This window comes from Acinetobacter sp. ANC 4805, assembly GCF_022549495.1.
In the GTDB taxonomy this organism is placed as follows: domain Bacteria; phylum Pseudomonadota; class Gammaproteobacteria; order Pseudomonadales; family Moraxellaceae; genus Acinetobacter.
The window spans coordinates 149,305-162,903 of sequence record NZ_JAKZGD010000002.1 but is presented as its reverse complement, the minus strand read 5'-3'; the positions used below and the strand labels follow the sequence as shown (position 1 = coordinate 162,903).

Sequence of the window (13,599 nt, the reverse complement as noted above, 5' to 3'; positions counted from 1 at the left end):
TCTTAGACTTAAAATAAAAAAACCGCTAAATAAATTTAGCGGTCCTTTTATTTTTCATTAAAGAAAAATTATTTATCGCGATTACGTTTACGTTCGTTTTCAGTCAAATAACGTTTACGAATACGGATCGATTTTGGCGTTACTTCAACTAATTCATCATCTTCAATGAATTCAAGTGCTTGTTCAAGCGTGTATTCAATTGCAGGTGTTAAAGTTAGAGCTTCGTCAGTACCTGATGCACGTACGTTAGTTAACTGTTTTGCTTTAGTTGGGTTAACTGTCATGTCATCAGAACGAGAGTTAATACCAATAATCATACCTTCATAAACTTCTAACTGTGGTTTAGCAAATAGACGACCACGGTCTTGAAGTGTGAACAGTGCATAGCCCAAGCACACGCCTTGAACCATTGAAATCAACACACCGTTCTGACGTTTCGCAACAGTACCTTGTTTAGCAGGACCGTAATGCGAGAAGCTTGATGTCATGATCCCTGTACCAGAAGTCATGGTTAAGAATTCTGAACGGAATCCAATTAAACCACGTGATGGTACAGTCGCTTCAATACGCATACGACCTTTACCATCAACTTCCATATTGGTCATTTCACCTTTACGGAAGCCCATTTGCTCCATTACAGCACCTTGATGTTGATCTTCAACATCAAACGTTACGTTTTCGTATGGTTCTTGCTTCTCACCATCAATTTCTTTCATGATTACTTGTGGACGAGAAACACCCATCTCAAAGCCTTCACGACGCATTGTTTCAATCAATACTGAAAGATGAAGTTCACCACGACCAGAAACTTTGAAACGGTCAGGACTGTCAGTATCTTCTACACGTAATGCTACGTTATGAATCAACTCACGCTCTAAACGTTCACGAATATTACGTGAAGTTACGAATTTACCTTCTTTACCAGCAAACGGTGAGTTGTTTACTTGGAATGTCATCGAAACTGTAGGTTCATCTACAGACAATGGTGGTAAAGCTTCAACTGCTTTCGGATCACAAATTGTGTCAGAAATGTTAAGTGCATCAATACCTGTGATACATACGATATCGCCTGCAGATGCTTCTTCAACATCAATACGTTCTAAACCGTGGTAACCCATGATTTTTAAGATACGACCGTTACGTGTCTTACCTTCTTTATCAATCACTGTCACTTGTGTGTTTAATTTTACTGAACCACGTTGGATACGACCAACACCGATTACACCAACGAAACTGTTATAGTCAAGTGATGAAATCTGCATTTGGAATGGACCATCAACATCAACTGCTGGTGGTTCAACGATATCTACGATCGTTTGGAACAATGGTGTCATATCTTCAGCAAGCTCTTCTGGAGAAGGACCTGCAACACCACGTAAACCAGATGCATAAACAATTGGGAAATCCAATTGTTCATCAGTTGCACCAAGGTTATCAAATAAATCAAATACTTGATCAATAACCCAGTCACAACGTGCACTTGGCTTATCAACTTTGTTAATAATCACGATTGGCTTCAACCCACGCGCAAACGCTTTTTGCGTTACGAAACGAGTTTGTGGCATTGGACCTTCTTGTGAATCCACAAGAAGCAATACACAGTCAACCATTGACATTACACGTTCAACTTCACCACCGAAGTCGGCGTGTCCCGGGGTGTCTACAATGTTGATGCGGTATTCAGTGTTTGTACGTGCATCTAACCATTTGATTGCAGTGTTTTTTGCAAGAATGGTAATACCACGTTCACTTTCAAGCGCATTCGAGTCCATGACACGCTCAATCTCGCCTGCACGGTCACCCAAAGCACCAGATTGTTGAAGTAATTTATCGACAAGCGTGGTTTTACCGTGGTCGACGTGCGCAATAATTGCGATATTGCGGAGATTCTTAATATCAGACATAGAATTCGATACGCTTAAAATTTGAGGGCAGATTATACAGAAAAATCCTAAACTTTAGTAGTGACAGTTTATTGACATGGAACTTTTTTTCTGACGAACTGTCATAGAATCGTTGGTAAAGCAGGCTAACTCTATTAGAATATTCCACTATTGCTTATCGCTTTTCTTATACTCCCATGTCGAATTCTCAACATCAACAACAGCTTGATCTCGTCTACGGACTCAATGATCGTCCGAGACCGTTCATCGCATTTTTAGCGGCTTTACAACATCTTTTAGCGATTTTAGTCCCAATTGTCACTCCCGGCTTATTAATTTGCTTAGCACTTGGCGTATCTCGTGAAGATACCAATATGATCTTATCGATGTCTCTGATCATCTCAGGAATTGCAACCTTTTTACAGTGTAAAAAAGTTGGTCCTTTCGGTGCAGGACTGCTCATTGTTCAAGGTACAAGTTTTAATTTTATCGGTCCAATCATTGGTATTGGTAGTGCTATGGTTGCGACAGGTACACCTGTTGAGCAAGTGATGGCAGCCATTTTTGGTGTCGTCATTGCAGGTTCATTTATTGAAATGGGCGTGTCTCGAATTTTACCTTGGGTAAAACAACTTATTACACCACTTGTTACAGGAATTGTTGTTCTATTAATTGGTTTAACACTGATTAAAGAAGGTCTGATTAGCATGGGAGGCGGTTATATGGCCATGCAAGATCATACTTTTGCCAATACGGACAATCTCATCATGTCCTGTACAGTGTTAGCAGTCATTATTTTGTTGAATCGTGTTCAAATTATTTGGGTGAAAAGTTCAGCAATTTTAATCGCATTGGTGATTGGTTATATTCTTGCTGGCTTTATGGGTCATTTAAACTTTTCCGTATTGCATGATGCGCCTTTAATCCAAATTCCAACGCCGATGCATTTTGGACTAAGCTTCTCTTGGAGCTTGTTCATTCCAATGGCATTCATCTATCTCGTCACTTCACTCGAAGCGATTGGTGATGTCACTGCAACCAGTAAGATTTCAAATCAGCCTGTCGATGGTCCAGTGTGGATGCAACGAATTAAAGGTGGCGTACTGGTAAATGGTGCTAACTCTTTGCTAGCAGGTATTTTCAATACCTTCCCAAGTTCTGTATTTGCACAAAATAATGGTGTGATTCAACTGACAGGTGTTGCAAGCCGCTATGTCGGTATTTGGATTGCGGTCTTACTGATTATTTTAGGTCTATTCCCTGCTGTAGCTGCCGTGATTCAAGCTGTTCCTCAAGCGGTATTGGGTGGCGCGGTAATGGTGATGTTTGGTGCGGTGGCTGCATCTGGAATTAATATTCTTTCAAGTATCCATTTAGATCGTCGTGCTTTGCTAATTATTGCAATTTCACTTGCATTGGGTTTAGGTGTAGCGCAAGTACCACAAATTCTTGAGCATCTCCCTGAATTATTCAAAAACATTTTCAGCTCAGGGGTTGCAACAGGTGGTATTGCCGCTTTGATTTTAAATGTTGTTTTACCTGAAACGCAAAAATAGTCTTTTAACCATCGTAATTGCCCAGTTTCACCACTGGGCTTTGTTTTTGATGAGAGATCAACAAAATGGATCCACGTAGTGAAGTTGTTATACGACAACAAGATTATTTAAATGGGCAAGTTTTACTGATTAATGCGCCCAACGATCAACTTACCAAAAATTTACCTAACCAAGTGCAAGCCTCTGTCTGGACTTGGAATTATGCTGATCATCAAAGTTTTCAAAGTATTGGTATAAACTCACATTTTTCGGTTGAGTTTCCACAAGCAAGTTTTGATCAGGTTGTTATTTTCGTTCCCAAGTCAAAAGAACTTCTGAATTATATTTTGCACGTCGTCGTTAGTCATTTAACACTTGATCAAAATATTTTTCTTGTTGGTGAAAAAAAAGGCGGTGTTGAACGAGCAGCAAAACAACTGCAGCAATATGGAAAGCCCCTCAAATTAGATAGCGCACGTCACTGCCAATTTTGGCAAATGAAAATTAAAAAAACAGAAACACACAAACCACTTGACCATTGGTTAAAAAACTATATTGTGCAAGTCAATCAACAACAGTTAGAAATCTGCGCTTTACCTGGTGTATTTAGTCAAGATCATTTAGATGTCGGAACAGCTGTACTGCTCCCTTACCTGAGCCAAGTAAAATCAGGTAAGATTGCCGACTTTGGTTGTGGTGCTGGGATTATTAGTGCTTATTTAGCCAAATTAAATCCAAATCAGCACATTTTTGCACTTGATGTTGATGCATTTGCATTACGGTCAACTGAGTTCACTTTTCAAAAAAATGATCTGAATTTAGCGCAGTTACATCTACAACCTGTCACTGGTTTTGTTGATGCACCTAAAGATTTAGATGCCATCGTGAGTAATCCACCTTTTCATCAAGGCATTCATACCAATTACGATGCAAGTGAAGAACTTTGCCAATTGGCGAAAAAGCATCTAAAAAGTTCAGGTGAACTATGGATCGTGGCGAATCGTTTTCTAAATTATCCACCTCTGATTGAGCAAAGCTTTGGTCAATGTCTTGTGAAGGCAGATCAACAGGGATTCAAAGTGTTATATGCCTGTGCAAACAGGGTCGGCTGATACTTTATCTATGGTTGCGGCAGAGAATATTTTTCAGGCGGCATAAGGCATGGGTGATGAAATTTCAGCCTATAACGCAACTCAGATATAAAGTGTCAACAAACCCTTATACAGTTTAAGGAATTTTTATGAGCGATACATCTGCTCCTCAACACCTTCAGCGTCAGCTCGGAGCACGCCATCTAAATATGATCGCCATTGGTGGATCAATAGGTACAGGCTTATTCCTTGCTTCAGGTTCAACAATCGCAACAGCAGGCCCGGGTGGTGCGTTATTGGCCTATGCTCTCATCGGGATCATGATCTATTTCTTGATGACCAGTCTAGGCGAATTAGCAACACATAATCCAACCTCAGGTGCATTCTTCACCTATGGCAGTCGTTATGTCGAAGATGGTTTTGGTTTCGCCTTAGGCTGGAACTATTGGTATAACTGGGCAATCACCGTTGCTTTTGAATTGGTCGCAGTTCAGTTCATCATGAAATTCTGGTTCCCAGATATTCCTGGGTTCTACTGGAGTGCAATCTTCCTTGCCATTATTTTTGCAATTAACGCATTAACTGTGAAAGGCTTTGGTGAAAGTGAATTCTTATTTTCTTTGATTAAAGTGATTGCAATCATTGTGTTTATCATCATCGGTATCTGGATGATTGCTAAAATCATGATGACACCAAATGTCTCAACTTTCCAACACTGGCATTATAAAGATGCACCGTTTGTTGGTGGCTTACAAGCCCTCATTGGTGTTGCCATGATCGCTGGATTCTCGTTTCAAGGGACTGAGATGGTCGGTGTTGCGGCAGGTGAATCTAAAGATCCAAAGAAGACCATTCCTTTGGCGATTAAACAAATCTTCTGGCGTATTTTACTGTTCTATATCTTGTGTATTTTTATCATTGGTACATTAGTTAGCTATGATGATCCGCTGTTGTTAAAAGCAGCACAAAGTGAAGATATCGCACTCTCACCATTTACCTTGCTGTATGAAAAAGCAGGCTTTGCCTTTGCTGCAAGCTTGATGAATGCCGTTATTCTCAGTGCAATTTTATCTGCGGGTAACTCAGGGATGTACTCATCTACGCGTATGCTGTTTGATATGGCAAAAGAAGGTCGAGCGCCTAAATGGTTCTCAAAACTTGATACCCGTGGCGTACCCATGAATGCACTCTATGCAACCACTGCCGTTGCTGCACTGTGCTTCTTAACCACCTTTATTGGTGAGAAACAGGTGTTTAATTGGTTACTTAACATGTCAGGCATGTGTGGTTTCATCGTTTGGTTAGGAATTGCAATTTCACATTACCGTTTCCGTAAAGGCTATATTGCTCAAGGTTATAAATTAGAAGATTTGGCTTACCGTGCCAAGTTCTTCCCATTTGCACCGTGGTTTGCCTTTATTCTGTGTTCAATCATTATTCTAGGTCAAAACTATCAGGCTATTTTAGGTGGAAAAATTGATTGGTTAGGTTTACTTTCAACCTATATCAGTATCCCATTATTTTTAGCGATCTGGTTGGGCTACAAATGGAAGTACAAAACCAAATTGATTGCCTATCAGGATATGAATGTGAAAGAAGGTGAATAAAAAGCCAAAAATTCACTTGACCCTAAAGCAAATATCAGTAAAATCAGCAGCTCATATTTTCAGCTGCACTATTATATAGGAGGACGACATCATGCCAGCACTACAAGGAACAACACTGTAAGATTTGGCACGGTCGACTCACGGACAAGTGTACAAATCCAATTATCACTTGTCCGAATGCTCTACTTAACCTAGCATTCGCTAGGTTTTTTTATGCCTATTCAGACGAAAAAATAAAGAGGGGCTGTATTTCACAGGTGCTTGCAACAACAGCCCCTCCCTATCCGAGATAAGAAAATGGGCATACAAAAAATACTCAATGCCGACGCTCAATATGGCGTTCCAGTGAAAATTTTCACTAATGATATTGATCGTGAAAGTATTGAACAACTAAAAAAAATGGCACAACTGCAATTTGTTTATTCACATATCGCAGTGATGCCTGATGTACATGTCGGTAAAGGTGCGACCGTAGGCAGCGTCATTCCAACAAAACATGCAATTATTCCTGCTGCTGTCGGTGTTGACATTGGTTGTGGCATGAATGCAATTCGACTCAATCTCAAAGCATCACAGTTGCCAGATAATCTCGCACCTTTACGTCATGCAATTGAACGTAAAGTCCCTATAGGCTTTGAGTTACACAAACAAATTAAGGCGAAAGCCTCAAGCATTATTCCACTGGAAAAACGCTTGCAACCCATCACTAAAAAGCATTCTGGACTGGTTCGGATGCTGCGAAAATTTGATGCAACATGGCAAAAACAACTCGGTACCTTAGGGGGTGGCAATCACTTTATCGAGCTCTGCCTTGATGAAAATCAAGATGTCTGGGTCATGCTCCATTCAGGCAGCCGCGGCTTAGGTAACGTGATTGGGACTTATTTTATTGAACTGGCAAAGAAAGAAGCTCAACACCGTTTTGGGCATGTGCCAGATAAAGATTTGAGCTATTTTGCTGAGGGCTCAAATAGCTTTGATGACTATGTTGAAGCAGTTGAATGGGCACAAGAATACGCTTTTGAAAATCGGCGTGAAATGATGCGCTTGATTTTAGAGGCTATTCGCCCTCTGCTTCCCCCCTTCCAAATGACCAAAGAAGCAATTAATTGCCACCACAATTATGTCAGTCGAGAAAATCATTTTGGTGAAGACCTTCTGATCACACGTAAAGGTGCAATTCGAGCTAGTTTGGATGAACTTGGAATTATTCCTGGCTCAATGGGGGCACGCTCTTATATTGTGAAAGGTAAAGCTAATCCTGAGTCTTTCTGCTCATGTTCACATGGTGCAGGACGAAAAATGAGTCGTAGTAAAGCAAAGTTACTCTTTAGCCAAGATGACTTAATTCAACAAACTCAAGGTATCGAATGTCGAAAAGATGCTGCTGTAATTGATGAGATTCCAAGTGCATATAAAGACATTGACCAAGTGATGGCGAACCAATCAGATCTGATCGAAATCGTACATACACTCAAACAAATTTTATGTATTAAAGGTTAATCAAATGAAACTGAAAAAAATGCCAAAAATTAAAGTACGTAACCCTGTTGCTCTTTCCCCTTTATTACAAAAGGGAGGAGTTCACGAAAGTGAGAAACCCAAAGCTCAACATCGTAAAGCACGTAAAGAAGCCAAAGAATTTTTAAATAAAACTAACTGGTTATAATAAAAAAGCGACTCAATTGAGTCGCTTCTTTTGATCTTAGCTAAAATTATTTAGCTTGACCTGGTTGTACAAGAACAGTACGGCTACCAGTGATCGCAGCGAATACGCGACGGTTCATAGCACGACCTTCTTTAGTTTTGTTGTCAGCAATCGGTTGATCCCAAGCAAAACCTTGAGTCGTCAAACGAGATTCGTTAACGTTATATTCGTTAACAAGTGCTGATTTAACAGAGTTAGCACGAGCCAAAGATAAACGTTCGTTTAACTTACGTGGACCAGTGTTATCTGTGTGACCTTCAATACGAGCAGTCGCATTCGGGTATTCAGCCAATTTCTCAGCTACTTTAGCGATTTCAGACTTGTACTGTGGCTTGATGTCAGACTTATTCGTATCAAAGAATACGCGAAGTTCCATGTTAAGGTCTTCAGTCAACTCTTGTGGTTGAGGTGCAACTGGTGTTGGTTCAACTGGAGCAACTTCTACTACTGGAGCAGCAGCAGGTTTCAAGTGACCACCAAGAACGACATTTAAACCAGCAAGTGCTGTGTAGTTCCAGAAGTCTTCATCAATGTTATAAGTACCACGAGCTTCTGTACGAAGAGATAAAGCATCGTTTACGCGCCAGAAAGCACCTAAACCAACATTACCTAAAGTACCTTCTTCCGCTTCAACATCAGCGATTGAACCTTCACCCTTATATTTATAATGACCAGCACCTAACAATACATAAGGTTTGATTTTGCTGTCATAATTTTTAGTGATCAAATCAGAAGTAACATAGAAGTTACCATTGAGCTGAGTTTGTTTATATTCAGCACCAGTAATACCTTTTACATCACCTTTAACTTGGTTATATTCAGTTTCAAAACCTAACCATGGTGTTAATTCAACGCCAAGTGCTGCACCAACGAATAAATCGTCTTGAAGTTCAGGACCATCAGTTAAATGTTTGTCACCATTATTGTGTTTAGTGTCTTGGAATGTGTAACCAAGCATTAATGGAGTTACTGTTACACCCGCATTAGCAGCAGCTAAAGGAGCAGCAACAAGCATAGCAAGTGCAATACGACTCAATTTCATGGATATCCTCCAGAGATAACAATTGTTTGTTGTTCAAGCTTAGCCTATGTTATTGGCCCTGCGAACATAAAATGTCTACAGTATTATTTTTAAGCTATTCACTTCACTTTGAATCATACAAACACTTGATGAATTTTCCAAGTGCTTGATAACTTTAACCTCGTAAATTATTGACAAAATTTCTTACAATTTCCGTTGTAGTTCAGTAAATTTTCGATTCAACTCTAAAGTCAGAATAGCTTATTGTTCGCTTGCTTCGATTTTAGCAGCATTTGCTCAATGAAGTCATCGTTAGTTTTTCTAATACTAAACTTAATTTAATAAATACAGTAATTACTTAACACTTTGTTAATAAAAAAATTACAGAATCAGATTAAAGGTAAAAAATGTCTAAATCTTTAGGATTCACGATCAGTGAATTAGCCACTGTTATTACCATTTGTTCAATCATCGCTTGCCTAGCCTTACCTTATTTGAATGACTTAATGATTTCAAATGAAGTAAACCAACTCAAAAGAACACTCACAATTCACATACAAAAAGCCAAATCCGATGCACAAATTCACCATAAAAATGTGACTTTGTGCGCAAGTCAAGATTTGCTTAATTGTCACACAGATTGGAACAAAGGATTGATCGGATTTCTTGATTTAAATGCTAATCGTCAACGTGATACATCAGATACTCTATTATATGCAACAGCATTTAATTATAGATATGGGAGCTTAGATTGGCGCGGCACTCTAAATATAAACTCAATTACATTTCAAGGAGATACAGGTTTACCACGTGGCTCTAATGGAAGTTTCTTTTACTGCAATCATAATTCTAATCAACATACACAGCTTATGCTCAGCAATATGGGGCATATTCGCGCTAAAAATATCTTAACTTGTTAAAAACTCCTCAGTCTAGCTTAAACGACGTAAAATACTTTATTCCCATGCTTTTTTTAATATACTGCATAGGTTTTGAACATTCTCTGCAAATTATAAGTCTGGAGACACACAATGACTGACATCGTAATTGTCAATGGCGCTCGTACAGCAATGGGCGGCTTCCAAGGTGCATTATCAAGTGCAACTGCACCAGAATTAGGTGCAATCACAATTAAAGAAGCAATTGCTCGTTCTGGTCTACAGCCAACTGACGTAGAAGAAGTGATCATGGGTTGTGTTTTACCAGCAGGTTTAAAACAAGGTCCAGCTCGCCAAGCAATGCGTAAAGCAGGTCTACCAGATTCTACTGGTGCAGTGACAATTAACAAGCTGTGTGGTTCAGGCATGAAAGCTGTGATGCAAGCAGCAGATATGATCAAAGCCGGCAGTGCTGAGATCGTCGTTGCTGGTGGTATGGAATCAATGACCAATGCCCCATACGTTTTACCTAAAGCGCGTGCGGGTTATCGCATGGGTCATGGTGAAATCAAAGATCATATGTTCCTTGATGGTCTAGAAGACGCTGAAACAGGTCGTTTGATGGGTTCATTTGCACAAGATATGGCGAACAAACGTAGCTATACTCGTGAGCAAATGGATGATTTTGCGATTCGTTCTTTACAACGTGCGCAAAAAGCGATCACTGAAGGCTACTTTAAGGATGAAATCGTTGCTGTAACTGTTTCTAGCCGCAAAGGTGATGTGGTCGTTGATCAAGATGAACAACCTTTAAATGCAAAAATTGATAAGATTCCATCGCTGAAACCTGCTTTTGCAAAAGACGGTACAATTACTGCTGCAAATGCGAGTTCAATTTCTGATGGCGCATCTGCGCTTGTATTAACCTCAAGTGATGTTGCTGCTCAACGTGGTTTACAACCTCTAGCAAAAATCGTTGCAACTGCATCAAACTCTCAACATCCATCTGAATTTACGATTGCTCCAGTGGGTGCAATTGAAAAAGCTTTGAAAAAAGCAGGTTGGGATGCACAAGACGTTGATCTTTGGGAAATTAACGAAGCATTTGCAATGGTAACGATGTGCCCAATTGATGATTTCAAATTAGACGCAGAAAAAGTAAATATCAATGGCGGCGCTTGTGCTCTTGGTCATCCTGTAGGTTCTACAGGTTCTCGTATCATCCTAACATTGATTCACGCACTTAAACGCACTGGCGGTAAAAAAGGTGTTGCGGCGCTTTGTATCGGTGGTGGCGAAGCGACTGCTGTTGCGATTGAATTAATCTAAGCATTAATTCGATTAACTGAAAATCCTGCCAAGTGCAGGATTTTTTATTTTCATAATTACAAAAAACAATGCATCTATTATTAAAATCCCGATAAGTTATGCAATGTATAAAAAAACAACAGGAGTCCCCGAATGCAACTTAATCATTATCTAAATTTCAAAGGACAGACCGAACAAGCATTTATTTTCTACCAGTCTGTTTTTGGTGGTGAGTTCTCTATCATTAGCCGTTATGGTGATATGCCACCTACAGAAGGTGTAACATTATCTGAAGCAGATAAATGTTTGATTCTGCATGTTTCATTACCTATTAATGAGCACACCGTACTCATGGGCTCAGACGTTAATGATCAGTTCTGCGCTCCGAACAGTGTCTTTACTCAAGGCAACAATCATTATATTTCAATCAATATTGAACACGATGAAATGGAGGCACGACGTTTATTCAACCAGCTTTCTGTACGTGGTCATATTGAAATGCAATTAGAAAAAACCTTTTGGGGCGCACTCTATGGTGCTTTCACTGACCAATTTGGAATCAAGTGGATGGTGAATTGTCAGCTTGACTCAACTATTTAAAACACCTCAATGTTTTGATGCAATATGTCTCATATTGCATCGCTTTTATTATGAATTAACTAAAATACTTGTCTAACATCTTCTTAATATCCATCTCATTAAAAATTTCAGGATACTTTTGTGCAAATATTGGAAGATGTTGTTTCATCTCATCCTTTTGCACAACTGTCCATCTTGGCGGATAAATTCTATAGTGCAAAAACTGTAAACGATATTTTACTTGATCATCAAAATTCTGCTGCTCTTCTTCTGTCTGTACATATTTTTGCTGTGTTACAAACCAATAGACCTGATCCCATAAATCATAGTTTTGGGTTAAATTAAGTCTGTGCTCGAATGATATATCTGCTGTAGTTAATTGAAGATACTGCTCTAACTCATCCAATGTTGGCTGAGTTGTGCTATAGGCTTTTGCTTTAAAAAACTGATGTGATAATAACTTCTGCTGTGTTAACGTAAAATAATCTAAATACTGATAAAGTTGAATAAAGTTTTGTTTTAAAGCAAATAGAACTAAAGCATTCGCAATCGAAATGATTTCAATTTTTTCAATGATCTCAAAAAACTGCGCTTGCTCCCCTTTAAACAAAACCCATTGATATGCTCGAATTTTCGCCTGTTGAGAACTGAGCAACGTAATCGGGTGCTGATTAAAATAATTTTCAAAATCAAAATTTTGTTGTCTTAATGCAAAATAAGCATAATCCATCACAGATAAAAAACGACTATGCCATAACTCAATGATATCATCAGTATTTAGAATTTTTCGTTGATACAGAACATCGAATAAATGATATTGCACATCTCTAAATTGGCTATACTTCAATTCAAATAATAATTTTTGCGCTGATTCATTTTGAATAATATGATCTAACCAAAATTTACGCACAATTTGATCTTTCGCAACCTTAGATAATTCAAGTAATTGCTCTTGCTCAATCCATTGATGTTCTACAATATAAGTCAATAGTACACGAGGTAATTGACCTTGTTCAGAACTGACTGTGTGCTGCAAATAATCTTTATTTTTCGCTACGGTATTCAGTAATAAATTTTCAATTTCAGGGACAGTGCGTACACGTTGTTGTACTGCGGCAATTTGTAAAAAATGGTCTATACACAATTGAGTAAATTCAGGACGCTGACTCCAACGTTGAAAATGTTGTGCTGCCAACTCTCGATTTATTTCTATATAATCACTTAAACGAAATAATAAGGCAGGAAATAATTCTTGTTCGTAGCAATCTTTTAAATGTTCTAATGTCCGTTGTCGTGCATAGCCATCATAATCTCTCAGTAACCATATCAACTCATCCAAACTCTTTCTAATAAATGGAATATCTGCGATTTCTGGTTCAGGCTGAGGAATATTCGATATATATGTTTGCTCAAATGCTTGGCGTTCTGCCAATATTTCAGCTGTATTTATATATGGCTCAGATGAACAAAATATCTTTTTTAAAAATTTAAACATGTTCTTTCTAAATAAATGCTTTATTTTTTATAACAAATTTAAAAATAACTGTCATTCTATATTCCTTATTAAACATCAATATTCGAATATTGGGCAATAATCATTAGACCAATTGTAACAAATCCAATCCCAACCCACCCTGCTAAATCAATATGCTGTCCTAAAAAAACCTTAGCTAAAGCAGCTGTCGCAATAACACCTAGCCCAGACCAAAGCACATATAAAATCCCAGCTTGCATATACTTCAATGCAATCGCAGCACAAGTAAAAGAAACAAGATACAAAACCAAAGCGATTCCTTGGTCAAACTTGTTGACTAAACCATTACCTTTGGCAGAATAAAAAGTTGAGAGCACATCAGTTGCGATGGCGAAAAGCAGCCAAATCACCCCAGGATTTATTTTTGCAATAAAGGTCAGCATTGTTATTCTTCAATCTATAAATTTTAAATAATACGCAATAAAAAAGCTGAACCTGAGTTCAGCTTTTTTACT

12 protein-coding genes are annotated in these 13,599 nt (G+C 38.7%); 8 read left to right on the top strand and 4 right to left on the bottom strand.

The genetic code is table 11. The annotated features are described in order from the left end of the window. Window positions 1-68: 68 nt before the first annotated feature. Entirely contained in the window at window positions 69-1,904 is a 1,836-nt protein-coding gene (gene typA, locus MMP60_RS03370; RefSeq protein ID WP_241334970.1) for a translational GTPase TypA, read from the bottom strand. 176 nt (window positions 1,905-2,080) lie between these two features. On the opposite strand from typA, the gene MMP60_RS03365 reads away from it, so the two are divergent. The 5 genes from MMP60_RS03365 (at window position 2,081) to MMP60_RS03345 (ending at window position 7,785) form a co-directional block, all read left to right on the top strand. Next, window positions 2,081-3,439, top strand: coding sequence for a uracil-xanthine permease family protein (locus MMP60_RS03365; protein WP_241334969.1), 1,359 nt, complete (start codon window positions 2,081-2,083; stop codon window positions 3,437-3,439). 65 nt (window positions 3,440-3,504) lie between these two features. Beyond that, window positions 3,505-4,530, top strand: a complete 1,026-nt coding sequence (locus MMP60_RS03360) for a class I SAM-dependent methyltransferase (protein ID WP_241334968.1) — start codon at window positions 3,505-3,507, stop codon at window positions 4,528-4,530. 128 nt (window positions 4,531-4,658) lie between these two features. After that, window positions 4,659-6,116: an amino acid permease gene (locus MMP60_RS03355; RefSeq protein WP_241334967.1), complete on the top strand. Its 1,458-nt coding sequence runs from the start codon at window positions 4,659-4,661 to the stop codon at window positions 6,114-6,116. A 297-nt stretch (window positions 6,117-6,413) separates the two neighbouring features. Then, window positions 6,414-7,619, top strand: coding sequence for an RtcB family protein (locus MMP60_RS03350; RefSeq protein ID WP_241334966.1), 1,206 nt, complete (start codon window positions 6,414-6,416; stop codon window positions 7,617-7,619). Window positions 7,620-7,623: 4 nt separating this feature from the next. Beyond that, complete coding sequence (locus tag MMP60_RS03345; RefSeq protein ID WP_241334965.1) at window positions 7,624-7,785, top strand: hypothetical protein; 162 nt, start codon at window positions 7,624-7,626, stop codon at window positions 7,783-7,785. A gap of 46 nt (window positions 7,786-7,831) precedes the next feature. On the opposite strand, the gene omp38 is transcribed toward MMP60_RS03345, so the two are convergent. After that, the gene (gene omp38, locus MMP60_RS03340) at window positions 7,832-8,866 is read right to left on the bottom strand and encodes an outer membrane protein Omp38 (protein ID WP_241334964.1); all 1,035 of its coding nucleotides are present in this window, start codon (window positions 8,864-8,866) and stop codon (window positions 7,832-7,834) included. Between the two features lie 386 nt (window positions 8,867-9,252). Between omp38 and MMP60_RS03335 the strand changes: the two genes are divergently transcribed. The 3 genes from MMP60_RS03335 (at window position 9,253) to MMP60_RS03325 (ending at window position 11,631) form a co-directional block, all read left to right on the top strand. Beyond that, entirely contained in the window at window positions 9,253-9,765 is a 513-nt protein-coding gene (locus tag MMP60_RS03335; RefSeq protein ID WP_241334963.1) for a GspH/FimT family pseudopilin, read from the top strand. Between the two features lie 111 nt (window positions 9,766-9,876). Continuing rightward, entirely contained in the window at window positions 9,877-11,052 is a 1,176-nt protein-coding gene (locus MMP60_RS03330; RefSeq protein ID WP_241334962.1) for a thiolase family protein, read from the top strand. A 132-nt stretch (window positions 11,053-11,184) separates the two neighbouring features. Next, window positions 11,185-11,631: a VOC family protein gene (locus MMP60_RS03325; protein WP_241334961.1), complete on the top strand. Its 447-nt coding sequence runs from the start codon at window positions 11,185-11,187 to the stop codon at window positions 11,629-11,631. A gap of 55 nt (window positions 11,632-11,686) precedes the next feature. Here MMP60_RS03325 and MMP60_RS03320 read toward each other — a convergent pair whose 3' ends face one another. Together MMP60_RS03320 and MMP60_RS03315 are read right to left on the bottom strand one after the other, a co-directional pair. Beyond that, window positions 11,687-13,105, bottom strand: coding sequence for a hypothetical protein (locus MMP60_RS03320; RefSeq protein ID WP_241334960.1), 1,419 nt, complete (start codon window positions 13,103-13,105; stop codon window positions 11,687-11,689). 68 nt (window positions 13,106-13,173) lie between these two features. Further along, on the bottom strand, window positions 13,174-13,527 hold the full coding sequence (locus MMP60_RS03315; RefSeq protein WP_241334959.1) for an SMR family transporter: 354 nt from the start codon (window positions 13,525-13,527) through the stop codon (window positions 13,174-13,176). Window positions 13,528-13,599 lie beyond the last annotated feature (72 nt).

Excerpts from the sequence above, each read along its gene's own strand:
- typA (WP_241334970.1), bottom strand. The coding sequence starts at position 1,904 with ATGTCTGATATTAAGAATCTCCGCAATATCGCAATTATTGCGCACGTC.
- MMP60_RS03365 (WP_241334969.1), top strand. The coding sequence starts at position 2,081 with ATGTCGAATTCTCAACATCAACAACAGCTTGATCTCGTCTACGGACTC.
- MMP60_RS03360 (WP_241334968.1), top strand. The coding sequence starts at position 3,505 with ATGGATCCACGTAGTGAAGTTGTTATACGACAACAAGATTATTTAAAT.
- MMP60_RS03355 (WP_241334967.1), top strand. The coding sequence starts at position 4,659 with ATGAGCGATACATCTGCTCCTCAACACCTTCAGCGTCAGCTCGGAGCA.
- MMP60_RS03350 (WP_241334966.1), top strand. The coding sequence starts at position 6,414 with ATGGGCATACAAAAAATACTCAATGCCGACGCTCAATATGGCGTTCCA.
- MMP60_RS03345 (WP_241334965.1), top strand. The coding sequence starts at position 7,624 with ATGAAACTGAAAAAAATGCCAAAAATTAAAGTACGTAACCCTGTTGCT.
- omp38 (WP_241334964.1), bottom strand. The coding sequence starts at position 8,866 with ATGAAATTGAGTCGTATTGCACTTGCTATGCTTGTTGCTGCTCCTTTA.
- MMP60_RS03335 (WP_241334963.1), top strand. The coding sequence starts at position 9,253 with ATGTCTAAATCTTTAGGATTCACGATCAGTGAATTAGCCACTGTTATT.
- MMP60_RS03330 (WP_241334962.1), top strand. The coding sequence starts at position 9,877 with ATGACTGACATCGTAATTGTCAATGGCGCTCGTACAGCAATGGGCGGC.
- MMP60_RS03325 (WP_241334961.1), top strand. The coding sequence starts at position 11,185 with ATGCAACTTAATCATTATCTAAATTTCAAAGGACAGACCGAACAAGCA.
- MMP60_RS03320 (WP_241334960.1), bottom strand. The coding sequence starts at position 13,105 with ATGTTTAAATTTTTAAAAAAGATATTTTGTTCATCTGAGCCATATATA.
- MMP60_RS03315 (WP_241334959.1), bottom strand. The coding sequence starts at position 13,527 with ATGCTGACCTTTATTGCAAAAATAAATCCTGGGGTGATTTGGCTGCTT.